The organism is Streptomyces sp. NPDC045287, from assembly GCF_056432325.1.
Map to the genome: position 1 here is coordinate 77,578 of NZ_JBWKJG010000009.1, position 17,961 is coordinate 95,538.

Sequence of the window (17,961 nt, forward strand, 5' to 3'; positions counted from 1 at the left end):
TGTCGGTCTACCGCACCCTTCCCCGATGGGCGGGAGCGGCAACCCCTGCCGCCAGCATTCTGCGCAGACATCCCAGGCAGCGGGAACGCATCGGTCCCAAACTACCCTGTGAGATACCCAACTTGCCTGCGATTTCCTGGTAGGTGAGGTCGTCCGGCGACAACATCGCAGTCAGCAGTCGTTGACATCGGACCGGTGTCCGGCGGACGGCGGCACGCAGCGCGCGGCGGCGCTCGGCCTGCACGGCGGCCCACTCGGGCGCGGGACCGGGCCCGGGGCCGGAGCGGGTGTCGGGGGCGGGATCGTCGTCGTACGGAAGCTCCCGGACGGCCGTGCGGCGGGCGCGGCGGGCCTCCTCCCGTACGGCGCGGCGCAGCCAGTCGGCGGGGCGGGCGGGGACGCCCGGCCCGTCGAGGTGTTCGAGGAGCCTCAGCCAGACGGCCTGCTGGAGGTCGCGGGGGTCGACGCCCGACGCGGCGGCCTCGGCGTCGGACTCGGCGGTCAGGAGCGGGGCGAGCGCGCCGAACGGTTCGGGGACGGCCGGTGCGGGCGGGGCGGGTTCACGGGGCGTCATGCCGGGCACGACTCGCGGCGGGGCGGGGGCGGTTGCCGTACGGGCGGGGATTCGCCCGACGGGGTGGCCGCGGGGGCGCGCGGATGACGGCCCGCCGAGACCCCGCGGGGCGCGCGGGGTCTCGGCGGGCGGCGGGGCCGGCGAGCGGGACGGCCGGTGGCCGGCGGTGGCCGGCGGTCCCGACGGGCGGGTGGACACGACGGCCGGTGGTCGCGGTGCCCGGTGGTGGACGGCGACGGCCGGCGGCGGTCAGCGGTCGCGGTGGTCGGCGGCGGCGAGCAGGCCCGTGTCGGGCTGGTCGGTGAAGATGCCGTCGATGCCGGTGGCGAAGTACGCCCGGTACGCGCCGAAGACGTCGCCGTACGCGTTCGGGTCCGTGCCGCGCCGGAAGTCGGCGGGCAGGAAGGCGTTCTCGTTGCGCAGCGTGTACGGGTGGACGACCAGGCCGCGGGCGTGCGCGTCGCGGACGAGGGCGGTCGGCTCGCCGAGCCGGCCGTCGGGACCCTTGGGGACCACCAGGTCGAGGAGGGGGCCGATGCCCTGGGCGTACGAGGCGATCCAGTCGAGGCCGCGCGGCGTCACCAGGTCCGCGACGGTGCGCGGGTCACCGGCGTCGACGAAGTCGTAGGGGCGGTCGTCGGGCGTCCACAGCAGGACGACGCGCGGCGTGGCGACGAGCCCCGCCATCCGCCGCATGCTGGTCGGCTCGAAGGACTGCAGGAACGTGGGCGAGTCGGCGCGGTGGCGACCGTAGCGGCGGAGCAGTACGGCGAGGCGCTCCTCCAGGCCGAGGCCGAGCTTGCGGAAGTACGTGGGGTGCTTGGTCTCGACGTGCAGCCACACCGGGTGCCCGCGGCGGCGGCCCTCCTTCTCGGCCCAGCGGAGCACCTCCTCGAAGCTGGGGACGGTCCAGCGGCCGTCGTACAGCGTGTTGTGCGGGCGGGTGCCGGGGATCCGCTCCTTGGCGCGCAGCGTCTTCAGCTCGGCGAGCGTGAAGTCCTCGGTGAACCAGCCGGTGAGGGACTGCCCGTCGACCGTCTTGGTGGTGCGGCGGGAGGCGAACTCGGGGTGGTCGGCGACGTCCGTGGTGCCGCTGATGTCGTTCTCGTGACGGCACACCAGGTGCCCGTCGCGGGTGGGCACCAGGTCCTGCTCGATGACGTGGGCGCCCATGTCGAGGGCGAGCTGGTAGGAGCCGAGGGTGTGCTCGGGGCGGTGGCCGCTGGCGCCGCGGTGGGCGATGACCGCGGGGACGGGCAGGCCGCGGCGGGCGCCGCCGCGGGCCCCCGCCGCGCCCCCGGCGGCCGGCGCTCCGGTGCCCGGGGCCGCCGCGGCGGCCGGCGCGCCGGCGGACACGGCGGCGGCCGCGGTGGTGAGCGCCGCGGCTCCCAGTACGGTCCGGCGGGCGGGACTCCTGCGCGCACCCTGAGTCATGGGGGCTCCTCCACTGAACGTCTCATCGGTCTTCGGCCTGTCGGGCGCGGCCGATCGTAGGCGCCCCCGCGTTACGCGCGGCAGACCCCGGACGAACGCGGGGAGAACGCGGATCAACACGGCGTGTCGACCCGGTGAACCCGGTGTGCGACGGGGCGTGACCGGCGAGTATCGTCCTCACCTGCACGGTTCTCGTCGGCCGTACAGGACCGCGACCGCCCACGACACCGGAGGACTCGTTGTCCCGCTTCGCGTTCATCAAGGCAGTGCTCGGCTCGGTCCTGCGGCTGATGTTCCGCCTACGGGTGGAGGGCGCCGAGAGGATCCCCGGGTCCGGGCCGGTCATCCTGGCGGGCAACCACCTCACCTTCATCGACTCCATGATCCTGCCGCTGGTCGTGGACCGCCAGGTGTTCTTCATCGGCAAGGACGAGTACGTCACCGGCAAGGGCCTGAAGGGCCGCCTCATGGCGTGGTTCTTCACGGGGGTCGGCATGATCCCCGTGGACCGGGACGGCGCGGGCGCCGCCGTGGCCGCCCTGCACACGGGCCGCCGCGTGCTGGAGGAGGGCAGGGTCTTCGGCATCTACCCGGAGGGCACGCGCTCCCCCGACGGCCGGCTGTACCGGGGCCGTACGGGCATCGCGCGGCTGACGCTGATGACGGGCGCGCCGGTGGTGCCGTTCGCGCTGATCGGCACGGACAAGCTGCAGCCGGGCGGCTCGGGGCTGCCCCGGCCGGGCCGGGTGACGGTGCGGTTCGGCGAGCCGATGGAGTTCTCCCGCTACGAGGGCATGGACCGCGACCGGTACGTGCTGCGGGCGGTGACGGACTCCGTGATGGCGGAGGTCATGCGGCTGTCGGGGCAGGAGTACGTGGACATGTACGCCACCAAGGCGAAGGCGGCCTGACGGCCCGTCCCACGGCACGCGGCTGGGGGCCGCACCCCGCTCCCGGGGTGCGGCCCCCAGCCGCGTGCGCGCCTCACGGGTGTTCGGCGCCGCCCTCCAGCCGCTGGCCGCGCAGCAGCAGCCAGGCCGCGGCGGCCGTCGCGAGGAGGACGGCCGCGCCAACGGCCGCCGCGCTGCGCAGGCCGTCCACGAACGCGTACTGCGCGGCCGTGACCAGCGCTTCGGCGGAACGTTCCGGCAGCACCGACGCCGCCTCGACGGCGCCGCCCAGCGATTCGTGCGCGGCGGCGGCCACGTCGGCGGGGACGCCCGGGGGCGTGGCGTAGTCCCGGTAGACGCCGGTCACGATGGAGCCGAGCAGGGCGATGCCGAGCGCCGCGCCCAGTTCGTACGCCGTCTCGGAGACCGCGGAGGCCGCGCCCGCCTGCTCCTTGGGGACGCTCGACAGGATGACGTCGGCGGTGACGGTGAACGCCAGGCCCGCGCCGAGGCCGACCACGAGCAGGGAGGCGCCCAGCACGGGGTAGCCGGTGGTGGGTTCCAGCACGGTCAGCGCCGCCAGGGCCAGGCCGACCCCGGCGAGCCCGCAGGAGACGACGGACCGGACGGAGAACCGCCGGGCGGCGGTGCCCGCGAGGAGCCCCGCGCCGACCGCGCCCAGCGCGGCGGGCAGTTCGGCGAGGCCGGCCTCCAGGGGGCTGCGGCCCTGGACCAGTTGCAGGAACTGGGAGAGGAAGAAGATCAGCCCCGCCAGTCCGAGGATGGTCAGCAGGTCCGCGAGGACCGCGCCCGAGAAGCCCCGGTGCTGGAACAGCCGCATGTCGAGCAGCGGCGCCGGGAGCGTGAGCTGGCGGCGCACGAACCAGACGAGCGCGGCGGCGCCGACGGCCGCCGCGGCGAACACGTCCGGGCGGGCGCCGTGCGCGGCGGCCTCCTTGATCGCGTAGACGACGCCGATCATGCCGAGGAGGGACAGGGCGACGCTCGGCAGGTCCCAGGGGCCCGGCGCCGGGTTCTTCGACTCGGGGATGAGCCGAACGCCGACGACGACGAGGACGGCCATCACGGGCAGGTTGATCAGGAAGACCGACCCCCACCAGTAGTGCTCCAGCAGGAAGCCGCCGACGACCGGGCCGACCGCGGCGCCGGCCGAGGCCATCGCGCCCCAGATCCCGATGGCGAGGCTGCGCTCGCGCGGGTCGTGGAAGAGGTTGCGGATCAGGGCGAGCGTGGACGGCATGAGGGTCGCGCCCGCGACGCCGAGCAGGGCGCGCGCGGCGATCATCATCTCGGGGGTGGTGGCGTACGCGTTGAGGACGGAGACCGCGCCGAACGCGGTCGCGCCGGTGAGGAGCAGCTTCTTGCGCCCGATGCGGTCGCCGAGGCTGCCCATGGAGACGAGGAGTCCGGCGATGACGAAGGAGTAGACGTCGCCGATCCAGAGGAGCTGGGTGCCGGACGGCCCGAGGTCCTCGCTCAGGTACGGCGTGGCCAGGCCGAGCACCGTGGCGTCGACGGCGACCAGGAGGACGGCCAGGGCCAGGACGGCGAGCGCCACCCAGCGGCCCGGCCGGCGGACGGTCTCCGTGTCCTGCGCCACCTGTGGGGACGGGGTCATTTCTCCACGCTCCTGCGCGCTCCGCCGAGCAGCAACTCGACGATCATGTACTGGAAGTCCTTGCCCGCGACCCGTCCGTCCTGGACGGCCCAGGCGCAGGTGCCGACGAGGCCGTAGAGCGCCTCCGTCAGCCAGGCGGGGGTCAGGTCGAACCGGAACTCGCCCCGTTCCTGACCGCGCCGGAACAGCGCGGAGACGCGGGCGTCCAACCGGGACCAGCCCTCGTTGACCTCGCCTTCGAAGAGTTGGTTCTCGGTGACGAGGAAGGAGAGCAGACCGGCGACCGGCTCCACCCCGGCGACCAGCCGCCGCAGGGCCTCCTCGGCGGTGCCGTCGTCGAGCCGGGCGGCGTCGAGGGCTGCCTCGAACTCCCGGATCCCCAGTTCCTCCAGCGCCCTGACCAGCGCTTCCCGTCCGGCGAAGTGCCGGTGCAGCGTCGCGCGCCCGATCCCGGCGGCCCGGGCGACCTCGTCCATGGTGGCGGTCGACTTCCGCGAGAGCAGCGCGGCGGCCGCGCGGAGTACCTGGTCACGATCCACACTCATGAGACAACCATAACCCCCATGAGACAAAAATGTCTCATATGAAGAATGATTGGCTCACCTATGGAGGTCCGGGCCGTCGCGGCGTCCCCCGCGCCCCGCCCGGAACGCACCGAAGGCCCCTCGCGGGGCCTTCCGGACGTCGCGGCCTCGGCCGCGGGCGGGGGGAGCGGGAGCGCCGCTCCGGCGTCGGCTACCTCTTCTTGGCCTCCGCCCAGGCGTGCTGGATGACCAGGTCGGCCTTCAGCTCGGCCAGCTGGGTCGCCACCGCCGCGGGGGCCGTGCCGCCGCGGCCGTCGCGGGAGGCCAGGGCGCCGGGGACGTTGAGGACTGTGCGGACCTCGGGCGTCAGGTGCTCGGAGATCTTCGCGAACTGCTCGTCCGTGAGGTCGTCCAGCTCCTTGCCCTCCGACTCGGCGACCTTCACGCACTCGCCCGCGACCTCGTGCGCCACCCGGAACGGCACCCCCTGCTTGACCAGCCACTCCGCGATGTCCGTCGCGAGGGAGAACCCGGCCGGGGCCAGTTCCTCCATGCGCGCCCGGTTCACCGTGAGGGTGGCCATCATGCCGGTGAACGCGGGCAGCAGCACCTCCAACTGGTCGCAGGAGTCAAAGACCGGCTCCTTGTCCTCCTGGAGGTCCCGGTTGTAGGCGAGGGGCAGCGCCTTCAGCGTGGCCAGCAGGCCGGTCAGGTTGCCGATGAGGCGGCCCGACTTGCCGCGCGCCAGCTCCGCGATGTCCGGGTTCTTCTTCTGCGGCATGATCGACGAGCCGGTCGAGAAGGCGTCGTGGAGGGTGACGAAGGAGAACTCCTTCGTGTTCCAGAGGATGACCTCCTCCGCGATCCGCGACAGGTTCACCCCGATCATCGCCGTGATGAACGCGAACTCCGCGACGAAGTCCCGCGACGCCGTGCCGTCGATCGAGTTGCCCGCGCTGCCGTTCTCGAAGCCCAGGTCGCGGGCGACCGCCTCCGGGTCGAGCCCGAGGGACGACCCGGCGAGCGCGCCGGAGCCGTACGGCGAGACGGCCGTGCGCTTGTCCCACTGGCGCAGCCGCTCCGCGTCCCGCGACAGGGCCTGTACGTGCGCGAGCACGTGGTGGGCGAAGAGGACCGGCTGGGCGTGCTGGAGGTGGGTGCGGCCCGGCATCGCGACGTCCGGGTGTGCCTCGGCGAGGCCCACGAGGGCGTCCTGGAGGTCCGCGAGGAGGCCGCCGATGATCCGGGCGTGGTCGCGCAGGTACATCCGGAACAGCGTGGCCACCTGGTCGTTGCGCGACCGGCCGGCGCGCAGCTTGCCGCCCAGCTCGGGGCCGAGCCGCTCCAGCAGGCCGCGCTCCAGGGCGGTGTGGACGTCCTCGTCCGCGACGGTCCCGGTGAAGGCGCCGGACGCCACGTCCCGCTCCAGCAGGTCGAGCCCGGCCAGCATGCGGGTCAGCTCGTCCTCGGTGAGGAGTCCCGCCTTGTGCAGCACCCGCGCGTGGGCGCGGGACCCGGCGATGTCGTAGGGGGCGAGCCGCCAGTCGAAGTGGACGGAGGCGGAGAGTTTCGCCAGCGCCTCGGCCGGGCCGTCGGCGAACCGGCCGCCCCAGAGCCGGACGTCACCGTTGTTGCTGCTCACTGCGTGGAACTCCTCGGGAGGGATCGGTGGTGCGGATGCGCGTCCGCCTCCCTGCGCGAAGGAGGCGGGGAGGCGGACACGGGTGGTACCGGTGCGTTGGCGAACGAGCCGCGATCAGGCCAGGTCGCGCTTGGCGGCGATCTTCGCCGACAGGCTGAAGATGTCGATGAAGCCCTGCGCCTTCGACTGGTCGAACGTGTCGCCCGTGTCGTACGTGGCGAGGTTGAAGTCGTACAGCGACTCCTCGGACCGCCGGCCCGTGACGACCGCCCGGCCGCCGTGCAGGGTCATCCGGACGTCGCCGGTGACGTGCTGGTTGGCCTCGTCGATGAAGCCGTCCAGGGCCCGCTTCAGCGGGGAGAACCACAGGCCGTCGTAGACCAGCTCGCCCCAGCGCTGCTCGACCTGCCGCTTGTACCGGGCCAGCTCGCGCTCGACGGTGACGTTCTCCAGCTCCTGGTGGGCGGTGATCAGCGCGATCGCGCCGGGGGCCTCGTACACCTCGCGGGACTTGATGCCGACGAGTCGGTCCTCGACCATGTCGATCCGGCCGACGCCCTGGGCGCCCGCCCGCTCGTTGAGCTGCTGGATGGCCTGGAGGACCGTGACGGGCTTGCCGTCCACGGCGACCGGCACGCCCTCCTTGAAGGTGATGACGACCTCGTCGGCCTCGCGCGGCTCGGCCGGGTTGGAGGTGTAGTCGTAGATGTCCTCGATCGGCGCGTTCCAGATGTCCTCCAGGAAGCCGGTCTCGATGGCCCGGCCGAAGACGTTCTGGTCGATGGAGTACGGGGACTTCTTGGTGGTGGCGATCGGCAGGTCGGCCTTCTCCGCGAAGGCGATGGCCTTGTCGCGGGTCATCGCGTAGTCGCGGACCGGGGCGATGCACTTCAGGTCGGGGCCGAGCGCGGCGATGCCGGCCTCGAAGCGGACCTGGTCGTTGCCCTTGCCCGTGCAGCCGTGGGCGACGACGGAGGCGCCGTGCTTCTTCGCGGCGGCGACGAGGTGCTTGACGATCGCCGGCCGGGAGAGCGCCGAGACCAGCGGGTAGCGGTCCATGTAGAGGGCGTTCGCCTTGATGGCCGGCAGGCAGTACTCGTCGGCGAACTCGTCCTTGGCGTCCGCGACCTCGGCTTCGACCGCACCGCAGGCGAGCGCGCGCTTGCGGATCACGTCCAGGTCCTCGCCGCCCTGGCCGACGTCCACGGCGACGGCGATGACCTCGGCACCCGTCTCCTCGGCGATCCAACCGATGGCGACGGAGGTGTCAAGGCCGCCCGAGTAGGCGAGTACGACGCGCTCGGTCACGGGTTTCTCCTTAGCGGTGCATCCAACGATGGGTATAACTATGCAGAGCTCTGTATGTTTTGTCAACGCGGCTCCGCGCGGCCCGGCGTCGGCGACAATCCCCTCATGGGACAGAGCTACGCGGCCATCGAAGGCCGGATACGGACGTTCATCGAGGAGCAGCCCGTCTTCTTCACCGCCACCGCCCCGCTGGCGGGCGACGGGCACGTCAACGTCTCCCCCAAGGGCCGCAAGGGCACCCTCGCCGTGATCGACGAGCAGACCCTGGCGTACCTCGACTTCGGCGGCAGCACCGCCGAGACCGTCGCCCACCTGCGCGAGCCGGGCAACGGGCGGATCACCCTGATGTGGTGCGCGTTCAGCGGTCCGCCGAAGGTGCTGCGGGTGCACGGGGACGGGGAGGCCGTCTTCCGGGACGACCCGCGCTGGGGCGAGTACATCGGGTACTTCGAGGGCGCGGACGGGCCCTCGGCGCGGGCGATCGTCGTCGTGCGGGCGCGGCGCATCAGCGACTCGTGCGGCTTCGCGGTGCCGTTCATGGACTACCGGGAGGAGCGCACCCAGCACGCCGAGTACTTCGCCCGGAAGACGGACGAGGAGTTCGCCGCGTACTGCGCGAAGAAGGAGCACGTCGGGCAGAGCCTCGACGGGCTGCCGGCCCTCCCGCTGCCCCTGCCGCCCCGGACGGAGGCGCCGGGAACGCCCCGGACGGGCGTGCCGGGAGCGCGCTGACGGGCGGGGCCGCCGTACGGTCGGGGCATGCGCCCCGGTCTCGTCCTCGCCGCCGCCCTGCTCCTGCTGCCCGCCCACTCCCCCGCCCGGGCCGACGCCCCGCGACCGCACGCGCCGCCGCCCGGCGGCGGGTCCGGCAGCCAGTTGATCACCGCCGAGGCGCCCTCCGCGCGCGCCACGTCCGGGACGGTCGCCTGGTGGGAGCGGCGCGGCGGCCGGGGCTGGGTGCGCGTGGGGACGGCCCCGGCCCGGTTCGGGGCGGGCGGGCTGGTGCCGGGCGAGCGGCGGCGCCAGAACACGTCGACGACGCCGACCGGGGTGTACGCGCTGCCGTTCGCGTTCGGCGTCGAGCCCGCTCCGGCCGGCACCGCCCACCCGTACCGGCGGGTGACGCGGGCGTCGTGGTGGTGCCAGGACAACGCGTCCCGCTCGTACAACCGCTGGGTGGAGCCCCTGCCGGCGGACTGCCGGGCGACGGAGGCCGAGCGCCTGGCCGCGTACCCCGTGCAGTACGCCCACGCCCTGGTGATCGCCTACAACTACCACCGCCCGGTGCGGGGCCGGGGCGCCGGGATCTTCCTCCACGCGAACGGGAAGGGCGCGACCGCCGGGTGCGTGTCGGTGCCCGAGGAGGCGATGGAGCGCATCCTGCGGTGGATCCGCCCGGACGCGCGCCCGCGCATCGCGATCGGATGGGCGGGCGCCTGAGCGCCGCGCGGGCGGCGGCCCTCAGCGCTCCTTCTGTGCCAGGCGCAGCAGGTGGTCGGCGAGGGCCTGCCCGCCGGCCGGGTCGCGGGAGATGAGCAGCAGCGTGTCGTCGCCCGCGATGGTGCCGAGGATGGCGTGGAGCTCCGCCTGGTCGATGGCCGAGGCGAGGAACTGGGCCGCCCCGGGCGGCGTGCGCAGGACGACCAGGTTGGCGGACGCCTCGGCGGAGATGAGGAGTTCGCCGGAGAGGCGCCGCATGCGCTCCTCCTTGGCGGACTCGCCCAGCGGCGCCTGGGGCGTGCGGAAGCCGCCCTCGCTCGGCACGGCGTAGATCAGCTCGCCGCCCGTGTTGCGGATCTTCACCGCGCCCAGCTCGTCGAGGTCGCGGCTGAGCGTCGCCTGGGTGACGCTCAGTCCGTCGTCCGCGAGGAGCTTGGCCAGTTGGCTCTGCGAGCGCACCGGCTGCCGGTTGAGGATGTCCACGATCCTGCGGTGCCGCGCCGTACGGGTCTGCGGTACGGATGGGCCGCCGTGGCCGTTGTCCTGCGCCTCGCTCATCGCTGTGTCATTCTCCGGCTCGTCTCTCCCCGCTGGCCTCGTCCAGGACGCCGGGCAGGACCCGGAGGAACACGTCCACGTCGTCGTCCCCGACGATCAGCGGCGGCATGAGCCGGACGACATCGGGGGCGGGCGCGTTCACCAGGAGGCCGGCGTCCTGAGCCGCCTGCTGCACCCGCGGTGCGAGGGGCTCGGTGAGCACGATACCCAGCAGGAGGCCCGCGCCGCGGACGTGGGAGACCAGCGGGTGTCCCAGGGCCTCGATCTCCTCGCGCAGGCGCTCGCCGAGGCGCTTGACCTGGTCGAGGGTTCCCTCGGCGGCGAGGGTGTCGAGGACGGCGAGTCCGGCGGCGCAGGAGACGGGGTTGCCGCCGAACGTGCTGCCGTGGTGGCCGGGCTTGAGGAGGTCGGCCGCCTCGCCGAACACGACGGTCGCGCCGAGGGGGAGGCCGCCGCCGAGGCCCTTGGCGAGGGTGACGACGTCGGGCTCGACCCCGTGCGCCTGGTGCTCGAACCAGTGGCCGCAGCGGCCGACGCCGGTCTGCACCTCGTCGAGGACGAGGAGGGTCCCGGTGGCGCGGGTGATCTCGCGGGCCGCCTCCAGGTAGCCCTTGGGCGGGACGACGACGCCGTGCTCGCCCTGGATCGGCTCGACGACGACGAGGGCGGTGTCGGTGGTGACCGCGGCCCGCAGGGCGTCCACGTCGCCGTACGGGACGTGCGTCACGTCGCCGGGGAGGGGGTGGAACGGCTCCCGCTTGCCCTGCTGGCCGGTGAGGGCGAGGGCGCCCATGGTGCGGCCGTGGAAGCCGCCGTCGGTGGCCACCATGTGCCGGCGGCCCGTCAGGCGCCCGATCTTGAAGGCGGCTTCGTTGGCCTCGGCGCCCGAGTTGCAGAAGTAGACCCGGCCCGGGCGGTCGAACAGTTGGAGGAGCCGTTCGGCGAGGGCGACGGGCGGCTCGGCGACGAAGAGGTTGGAGACGTGGGAGAGGGAGGCGATCTGCTCGCCGACCGCCCGGACGACCGCCGGGTGGGCGTGGCCGAGCGCGTTGACCGCGATGCCGCCGACGAAGTCCAGGTACTCCTTGCCGTCGGCGTCCCAGACGCGGGTGCCCTCGCCGCGCACGAGCGGGAGGCGGGGCGTGCCGTAGTTGTCCGCGAGGGCGGACCGCCAGCGTTGGGTGAGCTCCTCGTTGCTCATGCGGGTGCCTCCTGTTCGTCGGGCACGACCATGGTGCCGATGCCCTCGTCGGTGAAGATCTCCAGCAGGATCGAGTGCTGGACGCGCCCGTCGATGACGCGGGCGGTGCGGACGCCGTTGCGTACGGCGTGGAGGCAGCCCTCCATCTTGGGGACCATGCCGCTGGAGAGCTCGGGCAGCAGCCTCTCCAGCTCGGTGGCGGTGAGGCGGCTGATGACCTCGTCGCTGTTCGGCCAGTCCTCGTAGAGACCCTCGACGTCGGTGAGGACCATCAGCGTCTCGGCGCCCAGCGCCGCAGCGAGTGCCGCAGCCGCCGTATCAGCATTGACGTTGTAGACATGTCCGTCGTCCTCCGATCGGGCGATCGACGACACGACGGGGATGCGGCCGTCGGCGAGGAGCGCCTCGATGGCGCCCGTGTCGAGGGCGGTGATCTCCCCGACGCGGCCGATGTCGACGGGCTCGCCGTCGATGAGCGGCTGGTGCCGGGTGGCGGTGATCGTGTGGGCGTCCTCGCCGGTGAGGCCGACGGCGAACGGGCCGTGCTGGTTGAGCAGCCCGACGAGCTCGCGCTGGACCTGGCCGGCGAGGACCATCCGTACGACGTCCATCGCCTCGGGCGTCGTGACGCGCAGACCGGCCTTGAACTCGCTGACCAGGCCGTGCCGGTCGAGGGCGGCGCTGATCTGGGGGCCGCCGCCGTGCACGACGACGGGCTTGAGGCCGGCGTGCCGGAGGAAGACGACGTCCTGGGCGAAGGCCGCCTTCAGGGCCTCGTCGACCATGGCGTTGCCGCCGAACTTGATGACGACCGTCCTGCCGTGGTGGCGGGTGAGCCAGGGCAGCGCCTCGATGAGGATCTGCGCCTTCGGGAGCGCGGTGTGCTTGCGGGTGCTCATGAGCTGTAGGCGCTGTTCTCGTGGACGTAGTCGGCGGTGAGGTCGTTGGTCCAGATGACGGCGGACTCGGTGCCCGCGGCGAGGTCGGCGGTGATGGTGACCTCCCGGTAGCGCATGTCGACGAGGTCGCGGTCCTCGCCGACGGAGCCGTTCTTGCAGACCCAGACGCCGTTGATGGCGACGTTGAGCCGGTCCGGTTCGAAGGTGGCGCCGGTGGTGCCGATCGCGGAGAGGACGCGGCCCCAGTTGGGGTCCTCGCCGTGGATGGCGCACTTCAGGAGGTTGTTGCGGGCGATGGACCGGCCGACCTCGACGGCGTCGGCCTCGGACGCGGCGCCCACGACCTCGACGCGGATGTCCTTGGAGGCGCCCTCGGCGTCGCCGATGAGCTGGCGGCCGAGGCTGTCGCAGACCTCCCGTACGGCGTCCGCGAAGTCGTCGTACGCGGGGGTGGTCCCGGAGGCGCCGGAGGCGAGGAGCAGGACGGTGTCGTTGGTGGACATGCAGCCGTCGGAGTCGACCCGGTCGAAGGTGACGCGGGTGGCGGCCCGCAGCGCCTTGTCCAGCTCGGGGGCGTCGACGTCGGCGTCGGTGGTGAGGACGACGAGCATGGTGGCGAGGCCGGGGGCGAGCATGCCGGCGCCCTTGGCCATGCCGCCGACCGTCCAGCCGTCGCGCGTGACGACGGCGGTCTTGTGGACCGTGTCGGTGGTCTTGATGGCGATGGCGGCCTTCTCGCCGCCGTGCTCGGACAGCTCGGCGGCGGCCTTCTCGACGCCGGGCAGGAGCTTGTCCATGGGGAGGAGGAGGCCGATGAGGCCGGTCGACGCGACGGCGACCTCGCCCGCGCCGACGCCGAGGACCTCGGCGGCCTTCTCGGCGGTGGCGTGGGCGTCCTGGAAGCCCCGCGGGCCGGTGCAGGCGTTGGCACCGCCCGAGTTGAGGACGACGGCGGCCAGTTCGCCGGACGCGAGGACCTGCTCGGACCACAGGACGGGGGCGGCCTTGACGCGGTTGGAGGTGAAGACGCCCGCGGCGGCGCGGCGGGGTCCGTTGTTGACCACGAGGGCCAGGTCCGGGTTGCCGTTCTCCTTGATCCCGGCGGCGATGCCCGCCGCCGTGAACCCCTTGGCTGCCGTGACGCTCACGGTGCGACTCCGATCGTCGAAAGTCCGGTCTCCTCGGGGAGCCCGAGGGCGATGTTCATGCTCTGCACCGCGCCGCCGGCGGTGCCCTTGGTCAGGTTGTCGATGGCGCTGACGGCGATGAGCCGGCCGGCCGTCCCGTCGTACGCGACCTGCACCTGGACGGCGTTGGAGCCCTGGACGGACGCCGTGGCGGGCCACTGCCCCTCGGGGAGGAGGCGCACGAACGGCTCGTCGGCGTACGCCTTCTCGTACGCCGCCCGGAGGGCCTCCCCCGTCGTCCCGGGCCGCGCCTTGGCGCTGCACGTGGCGAGGATGCCGCGGGACATGGGCGCGAGGGTGGGCGTGAACGACACGGTGACGGGCTCCCCGGCGACGGCGCCGAGGTTCTGGGCCATCTCCGGGGTGTGCCGGTGGCTCCCGCCGACGCCGTAGGGGGTCATGGAGCCCATCACCTCGGAGCCGAGCAGGTGCGGCTTGGGCGCCTTGCCCGCGCCGGAGGTGCCGGACGCGGCCACGACCACCGCCTCGGGCTCGGCGAGGCCGTGCGCGTACGCCGGGAACAGCGCGAGCGACACGGCGGTCGGGTAGCAGCCGGGCACCGCGACGCGCCTGGACCCCTCCAGCGCGGCGCGGGCGCCCGGCAGTTCGGGGAGGCCGTAGGGCCAGGTCCCGGCGTGCGGGGAGCCGTAGAACCGCTCCCAGTCGGCGGCGTCCCTCAGCCGGAAGTCGGCGCCCATGTCGACGACCAGCACCTCGTCGCCGAGCTGCTCGGCGACGGCGGCGGACTGGCCGTGCGGCAGGGCGAGGAAGACCGCGTCGTGCCCGGCGAGGGCCTCGGCGGTGGTCGGCTCCAGGACGCGGTCGGCGAGCGGGGCGAGGTGCGGCTGCAGCGCCCCGAGCCGCTGGCCCGCGTTGGAGTTGCCGGTCAGCGCGCCGATCTCGACGCCGGGGTGCGCGAGCAGCAGGCGGAGCAGTTCCCCGCCCGCGTATCCGCTCGCACCCGCCACTGCCACACGTACCGTCATCGGACCCTCCTTCTGGATGGCATGACTATACGTACTCACGCAGTTTTATTCAAAGGTCGTCCGGCGTCACCGCCGCCGCCCGTGCGGGCCGGGCCTTCGCGCGCCGGGGGACGCCGGGGCGCGGGAGTCGTTACGATCCCCGGGCCGTATCCCCGTTCTCGTTCCCGGGAGGAACACCGTGGCAGCGTCCCCGGCGGCGAGCGTGCTCGCCCGGATGGCCGATCTCGTCCGTGCGATGCCGGCGGACCGGGGCGGCGCCCTGTGGAGGCTCGCCGTCCAGGAGCGGCAGCTCGACGCGAACGTGGTGCGGCTGGCCCCCGGGGCGGGGGTGGCCGTCCACGTGGAGCCGGACCTGGACGTGCTGGTGTTCGTGGTGAACGGCCGCGGCGAACTGGAGGCGGACGGCGGGGCGGAGGCGCTGGAGGCCGGGTGCGTGGTGTGGCTGCCGCGCGGTTCCCGGCGGGGGCTGACGGCGGGCCCGCACGGGCTCGACTACCTCACGGTGCACCGCCGGCGTCCCGGGATGACGATCGGCCGGGCGCCCGGGGCGGAGCGGACCGGCGGCGAGCCGGTGTGCCTGCTGGACCGGGTGTGCCCGGAGTGCGGCCGGCTCGCGCCCGAGGGCGCCGAGGTGCGCTTCTGCGCGCGGTGCGGCACCGCCCTGCCGGAGCGGTGACGGCCGCGGCCAGGAGGTGGACGGCGGCGGCCGCCAGGAGGGCGCCCGGCAGGGAGGCGTCGGCGAGCGGGCCGGCGGCGGCCGCTCCGAGCGCGAAGCCGCTGGTCTTGAGACTGGCGCCGGTCGTGAAGACCTGACCGCGCAGCCGGGGCGGCGCCTCGCGGTGCCGGATCGCGAACAGCGCCGTGAGCTGCGGCCCCTCGCCCAGGCCCGCGAGCACCACGGCCGCCACGAGCACCACGGCCGCCGCGAGCGGCGCGGGGTGGCCGGTGACCGCGGCGAGCGGCAGGGCGGCGCCCTGGAGGAGGGTGGCCGCGCGGAACAGGGACTCCGGGGCCGGTGGCCGGCGCAGCCGCGCGAGCACGGCGTTCGCGGCGAGCGCGGCGCCCGCGAGGACGGCGAGGAGCAGCGCCCCGTGTCCGGCGCCGCCGAGGTGCCGCTCACCCAGCAGGGGCGTGCAGGCGACGAGGACGCCCTGCGCCGCGCAGGACAGGACGGACGCGCCGGTCACCCGGGCCAGCGCGGGGGTGCGGGCGAGGGCGCGGAACCCGGCGGCGACCTCCCCGGCCAGGCGCCCGGAGCGCGGCGGGGGCGCCGCCGCGCGAGGGAGGGCGCGGGCCGCCGGGAGGGCCGCCGCCAGCAGGGCCGCCGCGGTGAGGACGGCCGCCCCGGCGCCGTACAGGGTGGCCACGGCGGCCGTCAGGGCGGGGCCGACGAGGGCGGCGACGTGGAAGGTCATCGCGTCGAGGGCCGTGGCGCGCGGCAGGCTCCGCGGGCCCGCGACCCGCGGGAGCTGGGCGGTCCAGCCGCCGGACAGGGCCGGGGCCAGCAGCCCGGAGGCGGCCGCGATCAGGAGGGGTACGGCCGCCGGGGCGCGTCCGAGGCACACCAGGACGGCGGCGAGGCCCGCGGCCTGACCGGCGAGCGCCCCGGCGAGCAGCCGGCCGGGCCGCGCCGAGCGGTCCAGCAGCGCGCCGAGCACGGGGCCGCCGACCGCCGCGGCGGCGGTGCTCGCGGCGAGCAGGGCGGAGGCGGTGGCGGACGATCCGGTGACGGCGAGCCCCGCGAGGAGCAGCGCGGGGCCGGCCATCTCGTCGCCCGTGCGGGCGACGGCGGCACCGGCCGCGTACCGGGCGAGGGCGTGGCGGTCTCTCACGCGCGGCACGTTACGTGCGTAACGGAAAACCGCACCAGATGCGTTACATTCCAGGGGTGTACGCCGACGACCGCTCCTCCCGCCACTCCGTGCGGGCCGTCGCCCGCCGCACCGAGGCCCTGGTCAACGCCCTGACCCGCGATGACCCCTCCCCCACGCCCGGAGCGGTCGCCGCGCTGCTGCGGGAGCACGGCGAGAACGAGCCGGTCGCCGTCTCCGGGCGGGACGTGGCGGAGATGCGGGCGGCGGCGCTGGCCCTGCGCGGGGTGTTCGCCGCCGACGGCCTCGACGCGGCCGTCGCGGAGCTGAACCGGCTCCTCGCCCGCGGCCCCGGCCCGCTGCGGCTCGCCTCGCACGGCGGCGACAGCCCCTGGCACCCGCACCTGGACGGGTCGGACGACGCCCCGTGGGGCGAGTGGTTCCTGGCCTCGTCGTGCCTGTGCCTGGCGGTCCTCGTCTGGGACCGGCAGCGCCCGCCGGGCGGTGTCTGCGCGGCGCCGGGCTGCGGGAACGTGTACCTGGCACTGGGCAGCGGGGTGCCGCGCCGCTACTGCTCGCGGCGGTGCGCGACCCGCGAACGGGTGGCCGCGCACCGGCGCGCCCGGGCGGGAGGGGACCGGTAGGTCAGCGCTTCACGGCGCGCAGCACCACGAACTTCGGGTCGCTCCCGACGACCTCGCAGTTGCCGAACATCCGGCGCAGGGCCACGTGGTAGCCGAGGTGGCGGTTGCCGACGACGCGCAGTTCGCCCCCGCTGCGCAGGACGCGGCGCGCGGCGGCGAACATCCGGCGGGCGGTCGCGTCGCTGAGGGCCTGGTGGCTGTGGAACGGCGGGTTGTTCAGGACCACGTCGACGGAGCCGTCCGGGAGGTCCGCCGCGGAGTCGCCGACCACGAAGCGCGCCTTGGCGCCGGGCGGCGCGGAGGCCCGGAACGTCTCCTCGGCGGAGGCGACCGCCTGGTACGACTCGTCGGTGAGGATCACCTCGGCGTCGGGTTCCGCGACCGCGACCGCGAGGCCGACCACACCGTTGCCGCAGCCCAGGTCGAGGACGCGGGCCCCGCCGAGGCCGCTCGGCAGGTGCCCGAGGAACAGGCGGGTGCCGATGTCGAGCCGGTCGGCACAGAAGACGCCCGCGTGGTTGACGACGGTCAGCCCGGCCACCGCCGGGGCGTCGCCGGGCAGCGCGTACCGGTGCGGCCAGGGGTTCGGGGGGCGGTGGAGGGCCGGGTCGGGGGTCGTGTGGACGAGCCGGGCCTTCTTCACCGCGAGGGAGGTGCGGGTGGGGCCGACGAGCCGCTCGAAGAGGGTGAGCGTGGAGGTGTGGATCTCCTTGACCATGCCCGTGCCGACGACGGCCGTCCCGGCGTGGAGGGCGGGCGCGAGGCGGTGCAGTTGGTCCTCCAGGAGCGCCAGGCTCTTGGGGACGCGGACCAGCAGGGCGTCGACGCGGGCGGGCGGGGCGTCCCGGGTCGTCAGGAGGCGGACGCGGTCCCCGGCGCGGCCGGCGCGGGCCAGGTTGGCGCGGGTGGCCTCGCGGCCGAGGTACGAGTCGGTGATCTGGACCAGCTCGCCCGGTCCCGGGTGGCCGGCGAGCGCGGTGGCGAGCGCGCCCCAGCGGTCGCCGACCACGGCCACGGTGCCCGAGAGCGCGGGGGCGCCGGGCTCCGCGAGGTACCTCAGCAGGTACTCGTCGGCGGCGTCCCAGGCGCGGAGGGGGTCGCGGGGGTGCTCGGGGAAGCGGGTGAGCGCGTGGTCGCCCCATGACGTGGTCAAACGGTTCATCGTGGGGTTCAGGCTAGCGGGTGCCGGGCGGGCGGGCGTGCCGCGGGCGGGGCGCCCGCCCG

17 protein-coding genes and 1 pseudogene are annotated in these 17,961 nt (G+C 74.5%); 5 read left to right on the forward strand and 13 right to left on the reverse strand.

Annotation, left to right across the window (positions count from 1 at the left end):
• Window positions 1-7 precede the first annotated feature (7 nt).
• Both AC07D6_RS16970 and AC07D6_RS16975 read right to left on the reverse strand, forming a co-directional pair.
• The gene (locus AC07D6_RS16970; protein WP_315879221.1) at window positions 8-574 is read right to left on the reverse strand and encodes a sigma-70 family RNA polymerase sigma factor; all 567 of its coding nucleotides are present in this window, start codon (window positions 572-574) and stop codon (window positions 8-10) included.
• Between the two features lie 249 nt (window positions 575-823).
• Window positions 824-2,008 carry a glycerophosphodiester phosphodiesterase gene (locus tag AC07D6_RS16975; protein WP_479045082.1) on the reverse strand — a complete coding sequence of 395 codons (1,185 nt, stop codon included), beginning with the start codon at window positions 2,006-2,008 and terminating at the stop codon, window positions 824-826.
• 239 nt (window positions 2,009-2,247) lie between these two features.
• On the opposite strand from AC07D6_RS16975, the gene AC07D6_RS16980 reads away from it, so the two are divergent.
• Window positions 2,248-2,919: a lysophospholipid acyltransferase family protein gene (locus tag AC07D6_RS16980; RefSeq protein ID WP_391653737.1), complete on the forward strand. Its 672-nt coding sequence runs from the start codon at window positions 2,248-2,250 to the stop codon at window positions 2,917-2,919.
• Between the two features lie 73 nt (window positions 2,920-2,992).
• On the opposite strand, the gene AC07D6_RS16985 is transcribed toward AC07D6_RS16980, so the two are convergent.
• The 4 genes from AC07D6_RS16985 to AC07D6_RS17000 all read right to left on the reverse strand — a co-directional run bounded on the left by AC07D6_RS16985 (window position 2,993) and on the right by AC07D6_RS17000 (window position 8,011).
• A complete protein-coding gene (locus AC07D6_RS16985; RefSeq protein WP_315879219.1) occupies window positions 2,993-4,537 on the reverse strand; it encodes an MFS transporter in 1,545 nt (514 codons plus the stop codon).
• Window positions 4,534-5,082 carry a TetR/AcrR family transcriptional regulator gene (locus AC07D6_RS16990; RefSeq protein WP_315879218.1) on the reverse strand — a complete coding sequence of 183 codons (549 nt, stop codon included), beginning with the start codon at window positions 5,080-5,082 and terminating at the stop codon, window positions 4,534-4,536. Before AC07D6_RS16990 ends, AC07D6_RS16985 begins: the two co-directional genes overlap by 4 nt.
• A 190-nt stretch (window positions 5,083-5,272) precedes the next feature.
• Complete coding sequence (gene argH / locus AC07D6_RS16995; RefSeq protein WP_315879217.1) at window positions 5,273-6,703, reverse strand: argininosuccinate lyase; 1,431 nt, start codon at window positions 6,701-6,703, stop codon at window positions 5,273-5,275.
• Window positions 6,704-6,817: 114 nt separating this feature from the next.
• A complete protein-coding gene (locus AC07D6_RS17000) occupies window positions 6,818-8,011 on the reverse strand; it encodes an argininosuccinate synthase (RefSeq protein WP_479045087.1) in 1,194 nt (397 codons plus the stop codon).
• 105 nt (window positions 8,012-8,116) lie between these two features.
• On the opposite strand from AC07D6_RS17000, the gene AC07D6_RS17005 reads away from it, so the two are divergent.
• Window positions 8,117-8,743 (forward strand): pyridoxamine 5'-phosphate oxidase family protein, encoded by a 627-nt coding sequence (locus AC07D6_RS17005; RefSeq protein ID WP_315879215.1) that lies wholly within the window; start codon window positions 8,117-8,119, stop codon window positions 8,741-8,743.
• Between the two features lie 27 nt (window positions 8,744-8,770).
• The gene (locus tag AC07D6_RS17010) at window positions 8,771-9,451 is read left to right on the forward strand and encodes a L,D-transpeptidase family protein (RefSeq protein ID WP_315879214.1); all 681 of its coding nucleotides are present in this window, start codon (window positions 8,771-8,773) and stop codon (window positions 9,449-9,451) included.
• A 21-nt stretch (window positions 9,452-9,472) separates the two neighbouring features.
• On the opposite strand, the gene AC07D6_RS17015 is transcribed toward AC07D6_RS17010, so the two are convergent.
• Genes AC07D6_RS17015 through argC form a run of 5 tightly spaced genes read right to left on the reverse strand, consistent with a single transcriptional unit; the run spans window position 9,473 to window position 14,282 of the window.
• The gene (locus AC07D6_RS17015) at window positions 9,473-10,009 is read right to left on the reverse strand and encodes an arginine repressor (protein WP_315879213.1); all 537 of its coding nucleotides are present in this window, start codon (window positions 10,007-10,009) and stop codon (window positions 9,473-9,475) included.
• 7 nt (window positions 10,010-10,016) lie between these two features.
• Complete coding sequence (locus tag AC07D6_RS17020; RefSeq protein WP_315879212.1) at window positions 10,017-11,210, reverse strand: acetylornithine transaminase; 1,194 nt, start codon at window positions 11,208-11,210, stop codon at window positions 10,017-10,019.
• Window positions 11,207-12,109: an acetylglutamate kinase gene (gene argB, locus AC07D6_RS17025; protein WP_315879211.1), complete on the reverse strand. Its 903-nt coding sequence runs from the start codon at window positions 12,107-12,109 to the stop codon at window positions 11,207-11,209. Before argB ends, AC07D6_RS17020 begins: the two co-directional genes overlap by 4 nt.
• Window positions 12,106-13,257: a bifunctional glutamate N-acetyltransferase/amino-acid acetyltransferase ArgJ gene (gene argJ / locus AC07D6_RS17030; protein WP_315879210.1), complete on the reverse strand. Its 1,152-nt coding sequence runs from the start codon at window positions 13,255-13,257 to the stop codon at window positions 12,106-12,108. The genes argB and argJ overlap by 4 nt, the downstream gene beginning before the upstream one ends.
• Entirely contained in the window at window positions 13,254-14,282 is a 1,029-nt protein-coding gene (argC, locus tag AC07D6_RS17035; protein ID WP_315879209.1) for an N-acetyl-gamma-glutamyl-phosphate reductase, read from the reverse strand. The genes argJ and argC overlap by 4 nt, the downstream gene beginning before the upstream one ends.
• 178 nt (window positions 14,283-14,460) lie before the next feature.
• Between argC and AC07D6_RS17040 the strand changes: the two genes are divergently transcribed.
• Window positions 14,461-14,958 carry a cupin domain-containing protein gene (locus AC07D6_RS17040; RefSeq protein ID WP_479045092.1) on the forward strand — a complete coding sequence of 166 codons (498 nt, stop codon included), beginning with the start codon at window positions 14,461-14,463 and terminating at the stop codon, window positions 14,956-14,958.
• Between the two features lie 4 nt (window positions 14,959-14,962).
• Here AC07D6_RS17040 and AC07D6_RS17045 read toward each other — a convergent pair.
• Window positions 14,963-16,114 (reverse strand): annotated as a pseudogene (locus AC07D6_RS17045) (MFS transporter); the annotation flags it as partial.
• A 38-nt stretch (window positions 16,115-16,152) separates the two neighbouring features.
• Here AC07D6_RS17045 and AC07D6_RS17050 point away from each other — a divergent pair.
• The gene (locus tag AC07D6_RS17050; protein WP_479045094.1) at window positions 16,153-16,737 is read left to right on the forward strand and encodes a CGNR zinc finger domain-containing protein; all 585 of its coding nucleotides are present in this window, start codon (window positions 16,153-16,155) and stop codon (window positions 16,735-16,737) included.
• A 1-nt stretch (window position 16,738) separates the two neighbouring features.
• On the opposite strand, the gene AC07D6_RS17055 is transcribed toward AC07D6_RS17050, so the two are convergent.
• Entirely contained in the window at window positions 16,739-17,899 is a 1,161-nt protein-coding gene (locus AC07D6_RS17055) for a methyltransferase (protein ID WP_479045096.1), read from the reverse strand.
• Between the last annotated feature and the right edge of the window lie 62 nt (window positions 17,900-17,961).